Origin of the sequence: Pedobacter sp., assembly GCF_031119335.1 — a bacterium.
Classification (GTDB): Bacteria; Bacteroidota; Bacteroidia; order Sphingobacteriales; family Sphingobacteriaceae; genus Pedobacter.
In genome coordinates this window covers 1-19,179 of the sequence record NZ_JAVHXT010000010.1, presented here as the reverse complement: position 1 = coordinate 19,179, position 19,179 = coordinate 1, and the positions used below count along the sequence as shown (strand labels likewise).

At 37.7% G+C, this 19,179-nt stretch carries 10 protein-coding genes; 5 read left to right on the top strand and 5 right to left on the bottom strand.

Annotated elements, in window-relative coordinates; all coding sequences use genetic code 11:
- Positions 1–46: 46 nt before the first annotated feature.
- Positions 47–1,705 carry an amidohydrolase gene (locus tag REI64_RS11690; protein WP_308850304.1) on the bottom strand — a complete coding sequence of 553 codons (1,659 nt, stop codon included), beginning with the start codon at positions 1,703–1,705 and terminating at the stop codon, positions 47–49.
- 362 nt (positions 1,706–2,067) lie between these two features.
- Between REI64_RS11690 and REI64_RS11685 the strand changes: the two genes are divergently transcribed.
- Positions 2,068–2,949: a glycerophosphodiester phosphodiesterase gene (locus REI64_RS11685; RefSeq protein ID WP_308850303.1), complete on the top strand. Its 882-nt coding sequence runs from the start codon at positions 2,068–2,070 to the stop codon at positions 2,947–2,949.
- Here the strand turns inward: REI64_RS11685 and REI64_RS11680 are convergent.
- Positions 2,942–3,436, bottom strand: a complete 495-nt coding sequence (locus REI64_RS11680) for a cytidine deaminase (protein ID WP_308850302.1) — start codon at positions 3,434–3,436, stop codon at positions 2,942–2,944. The two genes, REI64_RS11685 and REI64_RS11680, sit on opposite strands and share 8 nt — an antisense overlap.
- A gap of 234 nt (positions 3,437–3,670) precedes the next feature.
- On the opposite strand from REI64_RS11680, the gene REI64_RS11675 reads away from it, so the two are divergent.
- The 3 genes from REI64_RS11675 to REI64_RS11665 all read left to right on the top strand — a co-directional run bounded on the left by REI64_RS11675 (position 3,671) and on the right by REI64_RS11665 (position 12,019).
- A complete protein-coding gene (locus tag REI64_RS11675; protein ID WP_308850301.1) occupies positions 3,671–8,662 on the top strand; it encodes a translocation/assembly module TamB domain-containing protein in 4,992 nt (1,663 codons plus the stop codon).
- Positions 8,646–10,943 carry a BamA/TamA family outer membrane protein gene (locus tag REI64_RS11670; protein ID WP_308850300.1) on the top strand — a complete coding sequence of 766 codons (2,298 nt, stop codon included), beginning with the start codon at positions 8,646–8,648 and terminating at the stop codon, positions 10,941–10,943. Before REI64_RS11675 ends, REI64_RS11670 begins: the two co-directional genes overlap by 17 nt.
- 74 nt (positions 10,944–11,017) lie before the next feature.
- Complete coding sequence (locus tag REI64_RS11665; protein WP_308850299.1) at positions 11,018–12,019, top strand: YihY/virulence factor BrkB family protein; 1,002 nt, start codon at positions 11,018–11,020, stop codon at positions 12,017–12,019.
- Positions 12,020–12,034: 15 nt separating this feature from the next.
- On the opposite strand, the gene REI64_RS11660 is transcribed toward REI64_RS11665, so the two are convergent.
- The 3 genes from REI64_RS11660 to REI64_RS11650 form a co-directional block, all read right to left on the bottom strand.
- Positions 12,035–13,222, bottom strand: coding sequence for a WG repeat-containing protein (locus REI64_RS11660; protein ID WP_308850298.1), 1,188 nt, complete (start codon positions 13,220–13,222; stop codon positions 12,035–12,037).
- Between the two features lie 68 nt (positions 13,223–13,290).
- Complete coding sequence (locus tag REI64_RS11655) at positions 13,291–15,420, bottom strand: ATP-binding protein (protein ID WP_308850297.1); 2,130 nt, start codon at positions 15,418–15,420, stop codon at positions 13,291–13,293.
- A gap of 133 nt (positions 15,421–15,553) precedes the next feature.
- Positions 15,554–17,437, bottom strand: coding sequence for a DNA topoisomerase IV subunit B (locus tag REI64_RS11650; RefSeq protein ID WP_308850296.1), 1,884 nt, complete (start codon positions 17,435–17,437; stop codon positions 15,554–15,556).
- 301 nt (positions 17,438–17,738) lie between these two features.
- Between REI64_RS11650 and REI64_RS11645 the strand changes: the two genes are divergently transcribed.
- The gene (locus tag REI64_RS11645; RefSeq protein ID WP_308850295.1) at positions 17,739–19,091 is read left to right on the top strand and encodes an APC family permease; all 1,353 of its coding nucleotides are present in this window, start codon (positions 17,739–17,741) and stop codon (positions 19,089–19,091) included.
- Positions 19,092–19,179 lie beyond the last annotated feature (88 nt).

The window sequence follows — 19,179 nt, the reverse complement described above, 5'->3', positions numbered from 1 at the left end:
AAATTGGTTTTGGTTGCTGATAAAGTTATGGCAATAGGCTGGATTATTATTTTTTATTTTTAGAAATCGCCGGTTTGTCGTAAACTTTCTCTCCATTAACGTAGGTTTTGATCACTTTATTCTGTAAAATTTGCTCAGCATTAGCATTCATCAAATCGTTTTCCATAATCACGAAATCAGCGAATTTACCGACCTCCAAACTGCCTTTCTCCTTTTCCTCAAAATTTGCTTTTGCTCCCCAAATAGTCATCCCTCTTAAGGTTTCTTCTGCAGTAAGCGCATTTTCCATCTGATAGCCGTTTTTCGGAAAATCAGCGGCATCTTTTCTTGCTGTAGCAGCATAAAAAGTTAACATCGGATTAATTTGCTCTACAGGAAAATCGGTTCCTAAAGCTATCCAACCATTTTGTTGCAACAACTGTTTGTAGGCATAAGCGCCTTTTAACCTATCTTTTCCTAAACGATCTTCTGCCCAATACATATCTGACGTTGCATGCGTTGGCTGCACAGATGGAATTACCTTTGCACTTCCGAATAAACCCAAATCGTTCTGATTAACCACCTGAGCATGCTCTATACGCCAGCGTTTATCGTTATTGGCACCTAAAATTTGGTTATAAATTTTCAGGATAGCACGATTTGCAGAATCGCCAATGGCATGGGTGCACATTTGGAAATTGTGCTCGTTTAATTTCTTCGCCACCTTTTCGAAATGGGACAAATCGCTCAACAAAAAGCCTTTTTTATTAGGCATATCACTATAAGGATGTAACAAACAAGCACCTCTTGAACCTAAAGCGCCGTCGGCATAAACTTTAAATGAGCGTACATTCAGTCTACCGGTTTTTATAGCACCTCGCTTCACCAAATAATCGAAATTCTTTTCATTATCAGACAGCATGACATAAAAGCGCATTTTCAAATCACCTTTCGACTGCAGTTTTTCGATACCTTCAACATCGTCATAATCTAAACCACAATCAACAATTGTAGTTAAACCAACGGCAAAGCAATTCTCTTGCGCCTCTTTTAGCAGCTTTATCATTTTGTCTTTAGTGATAGAAGTACTTTTCTTTCCAACTACATCTACAGCATTATCTATTAAAACTCCCGTAAGTTTTCCATTTTCTGTAATAAATTCGCCTCCAGTTAGCTCATAAGCCTTGGTTACGCCAGCTTCATCTAAAGCCTTTTGATTAGCAATAGCGGCATGGCCATCAATCCGAGTTAGCAATACAGGTCTGTCTGGAAATAATTCATCTAATCTATCTTTCGTTGGGAATTTCTTATCCGACCAATCATTTTGGTCCCAACCCCTACCCGTTAACCAACCCTCTGGCTGCGTTTTAGCAAATTCCTGCAAGCGAGATAATACTTCTTCCCATGATTTTGCTTCGGTTAAGTTGGCATTATTCAAACTCTCTGCATAGTTGAAAAAATGCGCATGCGAATCGATAAAACCAGGATAAATCGGTTTACCCTGTGCATCAATTTCTTCCTCGGCAGGGTATGTCACCTTGATATCTTGCGAACTACCCAATGCTACAATCTTCCCATCTTTGATAGCCATCGCCTCTACCACCTCAAATCCATCATTAACCGTATAAATTTTTGCATTGAAAACCACTAGATCAGCTTTGTTGTTGTTGCACGCTAAAAATAATGCGCACAAGGTTGCCAGCGTTAAGGCTCTAAGTTTTATCATTTTATATTCAGTTTAGATCTTCAGGTTTTAAAGATATAAAGTTTAGGAAAAGAAAACCCATTTTTCCTGCGTTCGGGGAAAAATTACCACAAAAAAAGTGACTTAAAAATTTTAAATCTGATTTTTATCCTCAAAACAACATTATTTAATAATCGGCACGCTTTTAGAGCTAAAAAAAGTAACCTAAAGCTACGCAACAGCATTCTCACCTGCTTATGTTAGCGACCGTATCTACCTATGTAAAAACGATATACTTTGTTAACACTCCCATCTACCTGTGAAAAACTTAATATCAGATTGTAAGAACTTGTATTCAAAATACATAACTTTACAACTATAAGTTTTAAAATTTAGCCCCTGCAATGCTTATTGGTATTAATCGTATAATTTCCATTTCTTTCATTTTAGCAGGCTTAGTTATACTTACAAATTCTTGCGGCAAACCCGAACCAATTGAAACCGCCACTAACTTTTTAGGGCACAAAGGTAGCGGTAACAACAATTACAATGATCTGTTGATTGAAAACACACTGCCCTCTGTTAAAAGTGCCGTGAATAGGTTAGACGGTGCAGAGCTAGATATTCAAATGAGCCTTGATGGCACGCCTTGGATATGGCATAATGCTAGTTTGAAAGGTTACGTCTGCAACAGCAACTCTCAAGACACCATTCCAAAAATGAGAGATATTGATATTGAACAAGTAAGAATTTGCCACCAAACAAAACAAGATCGCATCTATAAATTATCGGAGGTTTTGAGTTGGAACAATGCAGGTCCGGGAGTTTACATTTCGTTAGATATAAAGGTTTCCTTTAGCGCCACCACATTTAGACTTTATGGAGACAGAAACGGCTATTTAACCCAATTGGCGGCAAGTTTGGCTACCATTTTTGAAAACTACAGACATACTGATAAAACATTAGTAGAAGTTGATAGTCAATTGTTTTGCACCAGGTTAAAATCATTTTCATCAACCAGAAACATTACCACCTGTTTTATGAGGTACGAACCCATGCCGCAAAAAATAGCCAATGCAGTGCGACTGGGATACGAGGGCTTAAGCTGCAATTACACAGATCCTTCCGTAACCAAGGAAACAGTGGCGGCAGCACAACAAGCCGGCTTAAAAGTACAACTGTGGACGCCCTACTATAGAGATGAGTTGAGAAAAGCCTTTGCCATTAACCCCGATTTTGTACAAACCGACAACATTTATGCAAAGCAGGCGCTAAATGTTAGGTAGCATTTGCCAACCTGTCTTCTACAAACACAAACGGCAACAAACTTTTAATACCATTAACTTTAATTACCTGCCCATTTAAGCAATAAAAAATAACCGCAATTGGCGATTTTTGCTTCTGCTCAAATTCTGCCATTACCTGTAGACAAGCGCCACAAGAGGTTACCGGGTTTTTAATCGTAAAACTTTCGGTATAAGCAGTAATTGCCATTGTTTTTACCACCGCTTTAGGTTTAGCAGAGCCAATAGCAAATAACGCTACCCTTTCGGCACATAAGCCAGATGGGTAAGCCACATTTTCCTGATTACTTCCTAAAACAATTTCTCCGTCGGCGAGCTGAATAGCTGTACCAACCTTAAATTTCGAATATGGTGAGTACGAGCTTTGCAAAGCCTCCTCTGCCCTTATACACAACAACTTATCTTCCAAAGACAGCTCGTTTAAATTTTCGTATGTTTCGTATGTGATTTTAAAATCGAGTACATTCATAAACTAAACATACAAATTAGAATTAAAAATACATCTAGTCGGCCATAATTATGTTAGCGAAACATGCATAGTCCACTTCGTACAATAATGCTGTTTAATCAAAAAATAGAGCATTTACATCTAAAAACTTAATGTTAGTTTTAAAACTTTCTTCAATATTCGTTGTTTGATTTACTGGTTACGCACCAATTTTAATTAAATAACATATCTTGAACCATCAAATAATTATCTCGCTTGAACAAGTATTTTAGAAAAGGTCTTAAAGTAGTTTTATGGATAATCGCCAGCGTTATTTTGTTGTTGGTGCTTGTTGCTGTCTCTCTTAATATTCCCGCCGTACAAAATTTTGTAAAAGACAAAGCCATTACCTATCTTAAGAATAAAACCAAAACCGAAGTTAGCCTAGAGAGCATAAAAATTGCCCTTCCAAAAGATATAGTGCTTAATAAATTCTATATCGAAGATTTAAAGAAAGACACGCTATTGTATGCCGAGAAGCTTCAAGTAGATATTAGTTTGTTTAAATTATTGAAGAACACGGTTGAAGTAAATTACATTGAGCTTAAAAACATCAGGGCCAACGTAAAACGTGTAAGTCCAGATACTACCTTTAACTTTTCTTTCTTAGTTGATGCCTTTGCCAGCGACCAAAAAAAACCCGAAGAACAGGTAGATAAAGACACCACATCTACCCTTAAATTTTCGGTAGATAAAGTATTATTTGAGGATATTGGGCTTACCTATCGGGATGATGTAGCTGGCAATAACGTAAAATTTTACTTAGGTAAGCTAGAAACCAAGATCAAAGATTTCGATCTGGAGAACCAAAAATATGTGATCAAAAATTTTGCGGTTAACAATACTTCTTTACTTTATCTACAACAAAAACCATTGGTACAAATGGTGCAACATATTACAAATAGTGTAGATAGTGCAGAGAAAGAAGCGGGCAAATTACCCACCATTGAAGTAGAGAAATTCGAGTTTAACAATGTAAAGGTTAATTACGACGACCAGCTTACCACAACCAATGCCGTTGCTAACATTAATAAGTTTGCTTTCGAAAATTTAATAGTTGATTTAACCAACGGAAAGTACACTACAGACAATGCCGAACTTAGCAATTCGTTCGTGAAATTTGCATTTAAACCTGCGCCAGCCAACGATTTGGATCAAGTAAAAGATACAGTTGTTGCAGACCAATCTTCCTTGGCTTTAGCAATTAAGAAAATCAACTTGGTAAATAACCACCTTCAATTTAATAACTTGGGTGCCAAACCTTTGAAAAAAGGAATTGATTTTAACCACTTAGATATTAAAGGCCTAAACTTAGGTGCCGAAGAGGTAAACTACAGCGCAGCAGGTATTACTGCCAAGGTTAAAAATGGCTCTTTAAGCGACAAAAGCGGGTTTGTACTTAACACATTACGAGGTGATGCCATTTATAACGACAAACAAATTAAGCTGAGTAATTTCGTACTGAAAACTCCCAATACCAGTATAGAAAACGAAACTGATTTAACTTTCAGCTCATTGGATGATTTGACCAAAAATCCGGAGCGTGTTAAATTAGCTATCGATTTAAAAAACACCACCATTGGTTTAAAAGATGCTACTTATTTCAGCGATGCGCTACCTGCGCAGTACAGCAATCAAAAAATTAAAGTAAATGCCAAAGTAGATGGTTATCTGAATAGCTTAAATATCCCTCAGCTACAAATTAGTGGTTTGCGAAATATTCAAATAGATATTAATGGAAAGGCTAATAACGTTACCGATGTAAATAAGGCTTTCTTAGATTTAAACATCAAGAAGGTGCATATTACCAAAGGTGATATTTTGGCATTGGTTCCAAAAAAATCGTTGCCAGCAAGTATCGAACTGCCAAATGTGATTGATGCCAACGGAAAATTCAGAGGCTCTATGACAGATTTCACCACCAACATGAATGTAAATTCGGATATGGGTGGTGCGGTTTTAGCTGCAACTATGAACGGCCCTAAAGGCAAGGAAAACTACAAAGCCAATGTAAGTTTGAACAACTTTAACGTGGGCAGATTGCTAAAGCAACAACCAACTTTAGGCAGAGTTTCTGCAAAGGCTGATGTAGTTGGCATTGGCTTAGATGCAAAGAAAATCAATGCGAAATTTAACGCTACGGTTTTGAATGCTTACTACAACAAATACAATTATCGAAACTTGCAATTATCAGGTAATTATGCTAATGAAAAAGTAGCGATAAAAGGAAACATGCCAGATAGCAATGCCAATTTCGAGTTAACAGCCAATGCAGATTTAGGAGGGAAATATCCGGCAGTGAAAGCAAATTTGGCACTCAAACAAATTGATTTGCAAAAATTAAACTTTAGCACTACAGAATTTAGGTTAGCAGGAAATATCAAAGCCGACATTAAAACTGCAGATGTAGATTATCTGAACGGAGATGTATTTGCCACTGGCTTGCAATTGGTAAAAGAAGGAAAGAAGTTTAATATTGACACCATCCAATTAAACGCAGTTTCTACAGCAACAGAGAATAAATTGGTATTAAAATCGGAACTGATAAACGCTAATGTTGATGGAAAATATCAGTTAAGCAAAGTTGGCAATGCGATTATCAACCAAATTAACAAATACTACCAATTTGGCGAGGTAACCGATATACCACCACAGCGCATCCGTTTTACGGCAAACATTTACAACCCTAAGTTTTTGCAAGATTTCGTACCTGCCCTAACTACCTTTGCACCATCGAGAATTAGCGGCTTAGTTGATACGGAGAATGACAGTTTACTAATGAATGCTGTTTTTCCGAAAGTGACTTACAACGGTATAAATCTCGACAGCATTAAACTGAATGTGAATAACGATGCCGAAAAACTGAACTACAGGTTATTCGTTAACAGTATTCAAAATACATCTATTGCTTTGTTTAACACTGAAATTTCTGGCGCAGCTGTAGATAACAAATTAGATCTAAATGTTTTCTTACGCGATAGACAACGCAAGGACAAATATGTAATTGCCGGCATTTTCCAATCGATCAACAAGGATTTCCGTTTCAATTTAGATCCCGAAAAATTGTTGTTAGACTATGAAAAATGGACGGTAGCTCCAGAAAATTACATCCAATTTGGCGAATCGGGAATATTGGCTCATCAGTTTAATATTAGCCAAGGTTCGCAATTGCTGAGCATCAACAGCACATCTGAAGAACCAAATGCACCGCTTAAAGTAGAATTTAAGGATTTCCAAATTGAAACCTTAATGAAGTTTGCAGAAACGGATACCGCACTAGTTGGTGGCGCCATTAACGGAACGGTAGATGTGAAGGATCTAGTTTCAACTCCTAAATTTGAAGCCGACTTAACTATCAATAAATTGCGTTACCAAAAAGACGAGTTGGGCGATTTAAAGGCAGTAGTGAACAACAATACAGAAAATGCTTTTGAGGTTGATGTGAGTTTGCGAGGCGTACATGAGCTGTCGGCAACCGGTTTTTATTATACCGCACCGCAAAGTGGTTTAGATCTTAACATAAACATCAATAAAATTGATTTACAACAAATAGAAAGTGTAAGTGCAGGACAAATTAAGGAAGGTAAAGGCACGATTTCTGGAGCGTTTACTGTTAAGGGCGAGCCTAGCAAACCTCAAATTTTAGGTGCGTTGAAATTTAACGATGCAGGTATGCGAATTGCCTACATCAATTCTTATTTCAATATTCCAACCCAAGAAATTGCTTTTAATAACCAAGGCGTTCGTTTTAATAATTTCACATTGGTGGATTCATTAGGTAAAAAAGCTACCATCAACGGTTCAATTAATACCAGCAACTTTAGCAACGTAGGTTTTGCGCTAGATATCAAAACTGATAATTTCAGAGCAATGAACTCTACTGCCGAAGACAACGAAATGATTTACGGAACAGTTTACCTGAGTAGCAATATCCGTGTTAGAGGCGATATGAACAAGCCAGACGTAAACATGAACGTTACCGTAGAAAAAGGTACCAAATTCTTCTATGCAATGCCAATTAACGACCCATCGGTTATTGATCAGGAAGGAATTGTTCAGTTTATCGATGAAGATGCACCACCGTTCAACGGCGAACGAGATTTGAAAGTAGATAGCTTGAACCGATCTGCCATTAAAGGAATTAATTTGGTGGCCGATATCAATGTTGATCCAGAAGCTGAACTAAATGTAGTGGTAGACCCATCAAACGGCGATATGCTGACCATTAAAGGTGAAGCTGATTTGAATGCAACCATGGATCCAAGTGGTAAAATTAGCATGACGGGTCGTTACGAAGTGGTAGATGGTTCTTACAGCTTATCGGTTGGTCCGCTAGGTAAAAAGCCTTTCAGATTGGTTAAAGGAAGTACCTTAGTTTGGACAGGCGAACCTACAGAAGCCAATGTTAATTTAACAGCTTTGTACGAAGTTAACGCGGCTCCAATAGATTTGCTAAACCAACCAGATTTGGTGCAGGCGAAAACGAAACTGCCATTTCAAGTTTATTTGTATATGAAAGGCGAGCTGTTAAAACCTATCATTTCATTTAAAATAGATTTGCCTGAAAACGAAAGAGGTACCGAAATTGGAAGCTTGGCCTACACCAAATTACAAACGGTAAATAGAGATGAAAACGAATTAAACAAGCAAGTTTTCGCTTTATTGGCATTGAATAGGTTTATCGCCAATAATCCGTTCCAAAGCTTGGCTGGCGGCGGTGGCGGTGTATCTACCCTAGCCCGTTCTAGTGTAAGTAAATTACTAACTGAGCAGTTAAATAATTTAGCTTCAGATTTAATTCAAGGGGTTGATTTAAACTTTGGTGTGAACTCATCTGAGGATTATTCTACCGGCAGCTTAGAGCAAAAAACCGATTTGGAAGTGGGCTTATCGAAGAAATTACTTAACGACAGGTTAACTGTAACCGTTGGTAGCTCATTTGCATTGGAAGGTCCGCAGCAAGCTAACCAAAATGCAACCAGCATAGCTGATAATGTGAACGTAGAATATGCACTGTCGAGAGATGGTCGTTATCGCTTACGTGCCTACAGACGTAACCAAACCGAAAGTGTTGTAGAAGGCCAAATTGTTGAAACTGGCTTAGGTTTCACCTTAGTAGTAGATTATAATAGATTTAAAGAAATATTCCAAAAACGTAGAAATAGAAACAATGTTGAACAAAGACCGAAAAATGAGGAAACTAATTAAAATAGGAGCTTTCGCATTGGCATGTTCAATATTTGCCAATTGTAGCAACACCCGTTATCTTAAACCCGGACAGAACTTATATATCGGTTCAGAAGTTAAGATCAATCCAGATTCTTCATCTAAAATTGATAGAGCTAAACAGGTAAGAAAAGAACTGGAAAGCAAAACCAGACCTCGTCCTAATAAATCTATTTTAGGCTTAAGGCCTAAGCTTTTAATCTATAATTTAGCCGGCGAACCTAAAAAGCCAAAAGGAATTAGGAATTGGTTGCGAAATAAAGTTGGTGAAGCACCCGTACTAATGAGCGAGGTGAAAATCAAATTTAACAACGATGTTTTAAAAAGCTATTTGATTAGCCAGGGATATTTGCAAGCTGAAGTTACTGGAGATACTGTAATCAAAAGAAGACGTGGAAAGGCGATTTATACCGCCAATACTGGCATTCGTTATAAAATCAACAAGGTAACTTTTCCACCAGATACTGGCGATTTAACTCATATCATCAATCAAAATAAAGATAAAACTCTTTTAAAATCTGGTGATTTTTACGATTTAGAAACCTACAAAAACGAACGTATCAGAATTGATAACGATTTGAAAGAAAGCGGTTACTTCTATTTCAGTCCAGAACATTTGATTTTGCAGGTGGACAGTACCATTGGGAAAAACTTGGTAAATGTGAATGTGCGCATAAAGAATATTGCGCCAGAAGCTTCAATGAAACCTTACACCATCAGGAACATCAATATATATCCTAGCTACAGTTTAAGAAGAGACAGTTTACTGAGAAGTTTAGAACCCGAAAAATACAACGATTTCAATATCTACGATAATAGGAACACATTTAGATCTAGAATTTTCGACAGATTGGTGTTCTTCAAAAAAGGAGAAAGATACAACAGAAAAGACCATAACCAATCGTTAAACAGAATGGTAAATTTAGGTGCTTTTCAAGATGTAAGGGCAGAATTTTTACCGATAGACAGTTTCAAGAACAATCAGCTAGATTTGAACATCTACCTTACCCCATTGAAGAAGAACTCATTAACGTTTTCGATTACAGGAACCAACAAATCAAACAACTTTGTGGGTTCTGAACTGAAAATCACCCAAACTACTCGCAATCTTTTCAAAGGTGCTGAACAGTTGGATGTAAGTGCAAGTGGTGGTTTCGAAACACAATATAGCGGGCAATCGAAAGGCATCAATTCTTATTCTCTTTCCGGCGAAGCGAAGTTAACTCTGCCACGATTTATTGTTCCATTTTACAAGCCTAAAAGCACAAATGCCTTTACACCTAAAACTATTATTTCTTTAGGTTATCAGTTATTGAGCAGAGATACCATTTACAAACTCAACTCATTTAGAGCTCAATATGGCTACAACTGGAAAGAAAATCAGTTTAAGGAACATAATTTTAACCCAGCCTCTATTAACTTGGTAACTGCGGTAAAAAATAAAGACCAAAGTGCATTAGAAGAACTTTACAGACAAAACCCAGGTTTAGAGTACACCTTACAAGATCAATTCATTATAGGTAGCAATTACAATTTTACCTACACCAACCAAATGCAAGAGAAACGTCGTAACAACTTGTATTTCTTTGGAGGTTTAGAAACCAGCGGAAATGTTTGGGGCTTGTTTGTACCTAAAAACGGAGAAGGAAAACGTGAAATATTCGGCACCGCTTTAACGCAATTTGTTAGGGTAGAAACCGATTTACGTAACTACTACAAAGTAACACCAACCGTAATTTGGGCTAATCGCTTAAACTTAGGCTACGGTTATGCCTACGGCGGAAGCAGCTCGCTCCCATTTGTTCGTCAGTTTTTTGCAGGAGGAACCAATGACATCAGGGCTTTTAGAGCCAGATCGCTTGGTCCGGGTACACATCAAGTAGCTGCAAATGCGTTTCTTGCCGACCAAGGTGGTGATATCAAAATGATGATTAACTCAGAATTGCGATTTAAATTGGTGAGTATCTTACACGGAGCTGCTTTTGTTGATGCTGGAAATATTTGGCTACGCAAAGAGGATCCCGAAAGACCAGGCTCGGAGTTTAAGTTGAAAAACTCTTTTGATGAGTTGGCAGTTGGAACGGGAGTTGGCTTAAGGGTAGATGCGACCATTTTCGTCATCCGCCTAGATGGCGCCTTCCCTATTCGTAAACCTTTCTTGCCAAGCGGACAGCGATGGGTACTTAACGACATAGACTTTGGAAGCAAAAGCTGGAGAAGAGATAACTTAGTACTGAATATTGGCATTGGATATCCGTTCTAATTAGAAATGAATAAATTTTGAATGATTGAATAAAACGAAATATCTTCGAAACATTCAAGTTAATAATTCTACGCATGAAAAAAATACCTAGCAAAATAAAAGCATTCTTCATCCATACTTACCACCTGTTTATTGCGGCTGGAAAAGGCTTTGTTGAAGACCGTGTAATGAAGTTAAGTGCTGCATTGGCCTATTACACTATTTTTGCGCTAACGCCACTTATCATTATTATCATCTCTTCTGCAACGCTAATTTTGGGCGATAATATGGATCCAAACACTAAATTATTTGGGGAAATAAGTGAAATGATAGGTGCCGATGCTGCTAATCAGTTACGCACATTCGTAAACAACGCCAACCTTACCGGACGTAGTACCATGGGGCTAATTATTGGTATTTCTACGTTGGCGATAGCTTCTACCGCAATTTTCATTGAAATACAAGACAGTATCAATTTAATTTGGAAAGTAAAGGCGGTTCCTAAAAAGGGCTGGAAAAAGTTAATTACTAATCGTTTATTGTCGTTTTCGCTAATTGCTTCATTAGGTTTCCTACTGTTGGTATCGCTGGTGGTTAATAGTGTTGTTGTAGGTATAGGGGGGAAATTAGATACCTATGCTTCTAGAATTGGCATCGAAGAGGTATCCGAATGGCTCATGCTCATCGTCACCAACGCGTTAACCATCGCTGTGGTAACTACCATTTTTGCCATTATTTTTAAGGTATTGCCAGATGTAAACTTGAAATGGAAACCAGCCTTAGTTGGTGCTTTGTTTACCGCATTGCTTTTCAGTTTAGGTAAGTACCTGATTGGTATTTACATTGAAAAAGGCAACCCTGGTTCTGCTTTTGGCGCAGCAAGCTCTGTGATAGTCATATTAGTTTGGATTTACTACACTGCCGTGATCTTATATTTCGGAGCCGAATTTACCCAAGCTTATGCCGAAAAGTTCGATACCGGAATTAGTCCTTCGAAATATGCGGTGCACTTGAAAACCATTGTGGTAGAAAAAGAGGTAAAGGAGCTACCACCACAGCACCCAGAAGATACTATTGCTCCGCCAGTTAAGGAATAAAAAGCAGGGTCAGCATTATAATCGCTGACCTTTGTTATTGATATAGAATGCTTCGCCGTCTTTAACAACCCTTGCAACCCCATTTCTAAAACTGTACTCCACGTCATCATACTGAAAAGGAATAAGCATTTTACCTAATTTGTTGATAAAACCGTATTTCCCATCTTTTTCTACGGCAGCTAAACCTTCGTAGAAAAAGCCAGGTGTTTGAAACTGAAATGGTATGATTACTTTACCATTTTTATCGATATAACCCCATTTACCCACCTTTTGCACCGCTGCTAACCCTCCATCAAAACTGTGCGAAGCTTCATATTGCAATGAGATTGCTAACTTTCCTAATTTATTTACGAAACCAAATTTGCCATTTTTTGCCACTGACCCCATGCCTTCGTAAAAATCAGCTGCCTCATCATATATAGATGGCACTAGTACTTTTCCCTGCTTATTGATATACCCAAGTAGTTTAATTCCTTCTTGCTCACTTTTATCCGTTACAGCCATACCTTCCCTGAATGGATAAACAAATGTATATTGATTTACAGGAAACGCCACTTTTCCCAATGTATCAACTATTACTTTCTTCGCATCATCGATAAATGCCAAACCTTCAGAAAAATAGGGTTTAGAATTTGATGTGATTGGCACTAAAATTTTTCCTTGTTTGTTGATCACACCAAATTTCTTCTCGGCACCGCCCAATCCTACTATTGCTTTGCCGTATTTAAAATTTCCTGCATCATCAAAGTTAAATGGGATTATAGTTTTACCTGTCTTATCGATGTAACCCCATGCTTCGTTCTTTTTAGCGGCTGCAAGTCCTTCGAAAAACTCAAAGACAACTTCATATTTCTCCAGATAAAGAGGCTTACCCGTTTTATCGATATGGTAAGATTGATAGTTCTCATCGGTAACACTTGCACTCCCGTTAGTAAACGAGCCTGCAAAAGTTAACTTAAAGGGAATAATTTCTTCGCCTTTGGCATTAACGTAACCCCAAAGGTTATTGAGCTGTACCGATGCTAATCCTTCAGTAAAGCTGTAGGCGAACTGATATTTCGGCTGGATGACTACCTTTCCATTCAATGGATCTTCAAAGCCCCATTTACCACTTTTTAGATCTTCAAATGCTCTATAATTTTGTGCTAATACTAAGCTAGAAAAACCTATTAGAATGACAGTGAGTGTTAAGCGTTTGTTCATGGTTCAACATAATTATTGACCAAAATTAGCCATCCAATACAACAAGTATATACCGTGAAATTGGTATTTTACTTATCTAAGTAAGCCGCAATTTTATCTATCAATTCTTTTTCAGAATATGGTTTTAACACCAAACCATCCATGCCGGCCGCTAAATATCTATCTCTATCCTCTTCAATTACATTAGCTGTTACACCCAAAATAGGAATTGCAGCTTTCTTTTTACTTTTGTCTGCCCTAATCAATTTGGTTAGTTCTACACCTCCCATAACCGGCATTTGAACATCAGTCAGTACCAAATCATAAGAATTATTTTCAAATAGCTGATAAGCTGCTGCACCATCATAAGCGGTATCTGTAATAATGCCGTATTTCTTAACTACTGTTTGCGCCAATAAAACGTTCATCTTGTTATCATCCACCAATAAAATTTTCCTATTTTCAAGATGCGACACATTTGAAGTTGCCAGCATTTTCTGTTTATCCGTACTACCTTCAGAAAGCTCATACGGTATTTCGAAACTGAACGTAGAACCTTGATCAATTTTACTAGCCAATCCAATTTTCCCTCCTTGTAGCTCAACAATTTTTTTACAAATAGCCAGCCCTAAACCTGTACCCTTCTGGATATTTTTTGCCGTAGCATAATTTACCTGCGAAAATTCATCGAAAATTACGTCTGCATCTTTCTCTTCAATACCAATTCCTGTATCTATCACCTGCATTTTCAAACTAACTCTTTTTTTAGACGTAGAAACAATATCAGCCTTGAGCGTTACCGACCCGGTGTTGGTGAATTTAATAGCATTACTTAACAAATTCATGATAACTTGTTTCAACCTTAATGAATCGCCCAATAAAAATAAATTCGAGTTAAATGATATTTGCTTATTTAAGATTAGACCTTTTTTAGATGCCAAAACAGTTACACTGTTTACGACCTCATTAATGGCATCGGCTGGTGCAAACGAAACCTTATCGAAAGTAATTTTCCCAACTTCGTATTTAGAGAAGTCCAAAATGTCATTAACCAAATCAAGCAACAGCTCTGATGATGTTTTGATGGCATCAACCTGCTCTTTCTGTTGCGTTGAAAGATTATCTTGACTAAGCTGCTCTGAAAAACCAATTACCGAATTTAAAGGTGTACGAATTTCGTGGCTCATATTGGCCAAAAACCTACTTTTGGATTGGGCATATTGAGATACCTTATGTCCGTAGTCTATCAATTTACCTTCATTACTGTAGATTTTCCAAAGATTAAACAAAATAACTGCAACCAAAATCATCAATAAAATAAAGATGACAATGTAAATGTTGTTAATACTCTTAAAGGTATCTTCTAAATCAAAATGGATATTCTTTTTCGTTTCAGCCAGAAAAGCTGCGTCCTTCTTCTTATAGTTCTGAAGTAAAAAAACAATTTCATTAATAATTCGAGAATTGATCCTAAGAATTTCAATTTCGTTGTCTTTTAATTTTTTGTTTGCGGCATATAGGTTACGGTAATAATCGCTGATTTTTTTAATCTGGTCGCCAGTATATTCAGTTTTTGTCAATGAACTATCTTGCGTAATTTCCTTTTTAACTAGCGTTGATGTTTGCTCTTTCTTCTTTTTCTTTGAAAAAGCATCAGCTATACGCCCCAGCAGGTTTTTTTCTTTAACCTGTTCGGTAGGAGGTTTAATTGTATCAATTACTACTGTATTTTTACGTTTCTGCCTGGTAAAACCCGTACCATTTAATAAGGTGCGTTCCTTTACAGTATCTATTACCGCATTAATATGATACAAACTATCTGTAAGCTTTTTAAGCATCAAATAGGTTTGTATCTTTATACGCTTTTGTTCTACAAGCCCTTTAATATTTTGAGAATACGGGGCACTACTTTCATTAATTTTTAGCGTATCTAATATACCAGAAACCCTGGTAATACCCTTGTTGAATTGCTTTATGTAAGAGGTATTGCCTGTTGCTTCGAAAAGTCTGCAGTTATTATCTGCCCTATATAGCAAAAGTATACATGTATCTAATGAACTGTAATCGCTTTCTAGGTAAGTAAGCTGATTTACGTTTGCTGATAGAATGCTTATCCGATTATTTCGGGTATAGAAAAAGATTGCTGAAATAAACAGCGCTAAAATAAGAACAACGATGAGCCCGTAACGAGCCGAATTCTTTTTGGTATTAATGGTCATGCGTTAATATAATTCACACAAAGTTTAGACAACTTGCAAAAATTATACCCTCAGAATAGGTAGAATTTGTTTTTCGAACAAATATAACCCAATCTTAAGAAATACAAAACACAAAACACTGAAAACCTACAACTTACACCTCTAAAGCAACTTCCATTTCTTCGGCTTCTGCCAACTCCTTATCTACCTCGTCTTTCTCTATGCGTAGATTTCTGATGATATGTTGTTGCCTATCGGGGGTATTTTTACCCATATAATATTCCAATAAGCTCTTAATCGTTTGTTCTTTTAAAATTACCGGATCCAAGCGAATATCTTTTCCAATAAACAATCCAAACTCGTCTGGAGAAATCTCTCCTAACCCTTTAAATCTGGTAATTTCCGGTTTACCACCTAATTTAGAAATTGCATTACGGCGTTCTTCATCGCTATAACAATAAATAGTTTCCTTTTTATTCCTTACCCTAAACAATGGTGTCTGCAAAATATAAACGTGACCGGCCTTTACCAAATCTGGAAAGAACTGCAGGAAGAAAGTCATCATCAATAAACGAATGTGCATACCATCCACGTCTGCATCAGTAGCTATTACGATGTTATTGTAGTGCAAACCTTCCAAGCCATCTTCAATATTCAGCGCATGCTGTAAAAGGTTAAATTCTTCGTTTTCGTAAACTACCTTTTTGGTTAATTCGTAGCAGTTTAAGGGCTTACCTTTTAGCGAAAATACTGCCTGTGTTTCTACATCCCTAGATTTGGTGATAGACCCAGAAGCCGAATCTCCCTCGGTGATAAACAAGGTAGTTTCGTATCTACGTTCGTGGCTGCTATTGAAATGAACCTTGCAATCTCTAAGTTTTTTATTGTGTAGGGATGCTTTTTTAGCCCTATCATTCGCTAGCTTTTTGATACCTGCAATGTCTTTGCGCTCACGTTCCGACTGCTTGATTCTAGCTTCAATGGCATCAGCTACGTCTTTGTGCTTGTGCAGATAATCGTCAAGTTCTTTCTTCAAGAAATCATTCACAAAAGTACGTACCGTTTGGCCATCTGGGGCTACCCTTTCAGAACCCAATTTGGTTTTAGTTTGAGATTCGAAAACAGGCTCTTGTACCCTAATCGCAATAGCTGCAATAATAGATGCTCTAACATCCGAAGCGTCGTAATCTTTATTGTAATACTCTCTGATGGTTTTCACTACAGCCTCACGAAATGCCGCTTGGTGTGTTCCGCCTTGTGTGGTGTACTGTCCATTTACGAAAGAATGGTAATCTTCACCATACTGCTGCCCGTGGGTCATGGCTACTTCTATATCGTGTCCCTTCAGATGAATAATTGGGTACCGAATTTCCTCTGGTTTATTTTGTCTCGAAAGCAAATCGTACAAACCTCGCTCTGAGAAAAACTTTTGGTTGTTGAAATTGATGGTCAAGCCCGTATTCAAGAACACATAGTTCCAAATCATGCTCTCTACAAAGTCGGCAATGTAGTGGTAGTTCCTAAAAATAGTTTCATCTGGGTGGAATGTTATAGAAGTTCCGTTGCGTTGTGTAGTTTCAATTTCTGGATGCTCCAGCGTTACCAAACCTTTGCTAAATTCTACCTTTTTGGTTTTGCCATCGCGGTAACTTTGCACCACAAAAATAGTAGAAAGGGCGTTAACAGCTTTGGTACCTACCCCGTTCATCCCTACCGATTTTTGGAAAGCATTGCTATCGTACTTACCACCGGTATTCATTTTAGACACACAATCTATCACTTTACCCAAGGGGATGCCACGACCATAATCTCTAATAATTACTTTATGTTCGTGCAAGCTGATGTCGATCGTTTTACCTGCTCCCATCATGAACTCATCAATCGAGTTATCCATGATTTCTTTCAAAAGCACGTAGATTCCATCATCTTGTGCAGAACCATCGCCCAACTTACCAATATACATACCCGGACGGCGGCGAATGTGTTCTTGCCAATCTAAGGATTTAATACTGTCTTCGTTGTAAATAGGTTCTGCCATAATACTCCTTTTAATTTGGGTACCGATTTGGGATAAATCAGCATTACAAATTTAATCAATTTTAGGCGCTTTTCTCGGCTAGATTTCCACATTTAAACAATTCCAACTTGCTTATTTTGTATTTTTTTAAGGATGAAATTGTTGAGCAGCTTTTTATTGTTAAATTGGGCTTGTAATAGCCAGTTCGTCATTGCGAGGCACGAAGCAATCTTACTACTTTAGTGAATTAATCGCTTTAAGATTGCTTCGTGCCTCGCAATGACGTGAAGCATAAACCTAAACCAACAAACTAAAAACTCAAATGAACCCAGAGAAAAAGCAACTATCCCTTTTCGACCTATCCATGATTGTGGTAAGCCTTGTAATAGGCATGGGTATTTTCCGCACCCCAGTTAACGTAGCCGCAAAAGCTCAAATTCCCGAACTTTTCTTTTTAGCATGGATAGTTGGCGGTTTCGTTGCCCTTTGTGGTGCGCTAACCTACGCCGAAATTGGTTCTCGTTTTCCGGTAACTGGCGGTTATTACAAGATCTTTTCGGTTTGCTACCACCCTTCTATTGCTTTTGCCATTAACTGCATTATTGTAGTAAGCAATGCGGCCTCGGTAGCAGGAGTTTCTTTAATTGGTGCCGAATATTTGAATAAAGCACTATTTCCAGTAGAAATGCAAACCAATGATCATCGAATTTTGATCGGCCTGGTCAGTATCATCATTTTTTATACCATTAACCTATTGGGATTGAGAACCAGTTCCAGAACGCAAAATGTACTTACCATCATTAAACTGGTAATGGTAATTACCTTAATCTGCGCCATATTTTTTGGTGGACAAACCCAACAGCTTCCTTCAGTTTTCAGCACAGCAGATGGACTGCCTGCCACTTGGAGCGATTACGGAAAAGCGCTCGGCATCTGTTTAATTGCTGTCTCTTTCAGTTTTGGCGGCTACCAGCAAACCATCAATTTTGGCGGTGAGGCAAAAGAAGCCAAGACAGTTATTCCACGTTCAATACTTGTTGGTTTGGGAATTATCATCACGTTGTACATGGCTATTAACTACGCCTATGTAAAAGTAATTGGCTTTGAGCAATTGAAATCGGCACAGAGTATTGCGGCAATTTTAGCGGGGCAGATATTTGGACCAACGGGTTTTACCATACTTTCAGTGTTAATTTTTCTTTCGGTGTTGGGCTATGTAAACGTTAACTTGCTGAGTAATCCTAGGGCCATGTACGCCATGGGCGAAGAAGGCGCCCTGCCAAAAGTCTTCACCAAGAAAACGAAGAAAAATGATGTAATGGTAGTGAGCTTAACTTTATTTACCATCCTTTCTATTATCACTTTGTTTTATGCGCAAACCTTCGATAAAATTTTAAACTACACCATTTTTATGGATGGTGCAGGTATGATTTTCTCTGCTGCAACCATTTTTTACCTACGTAAGAAAACTGCACATTTGGATAAAAACACCATATACACTATGAAGCTATATCCGTTAATGCCAATCATTTTTATCGCTGCATATTTGTTTGTAGCCATTAGTATTTACAATGATGATTCTGAAGCTGCTTTAAACGGAATTTATATTTTCTTAGGTTTTGTAGCTATTTACTTCATCCAAAGATTTTTTAATAGGAAGAAAGAAATTCAATAAAAATTTAAATTCCTCTCCCTGCCCCCTCGACGAGGGATATGCAAAATGCCTAAGCAATTAGTGTTCCCCTTTGGAGGGGGTAAGGGGG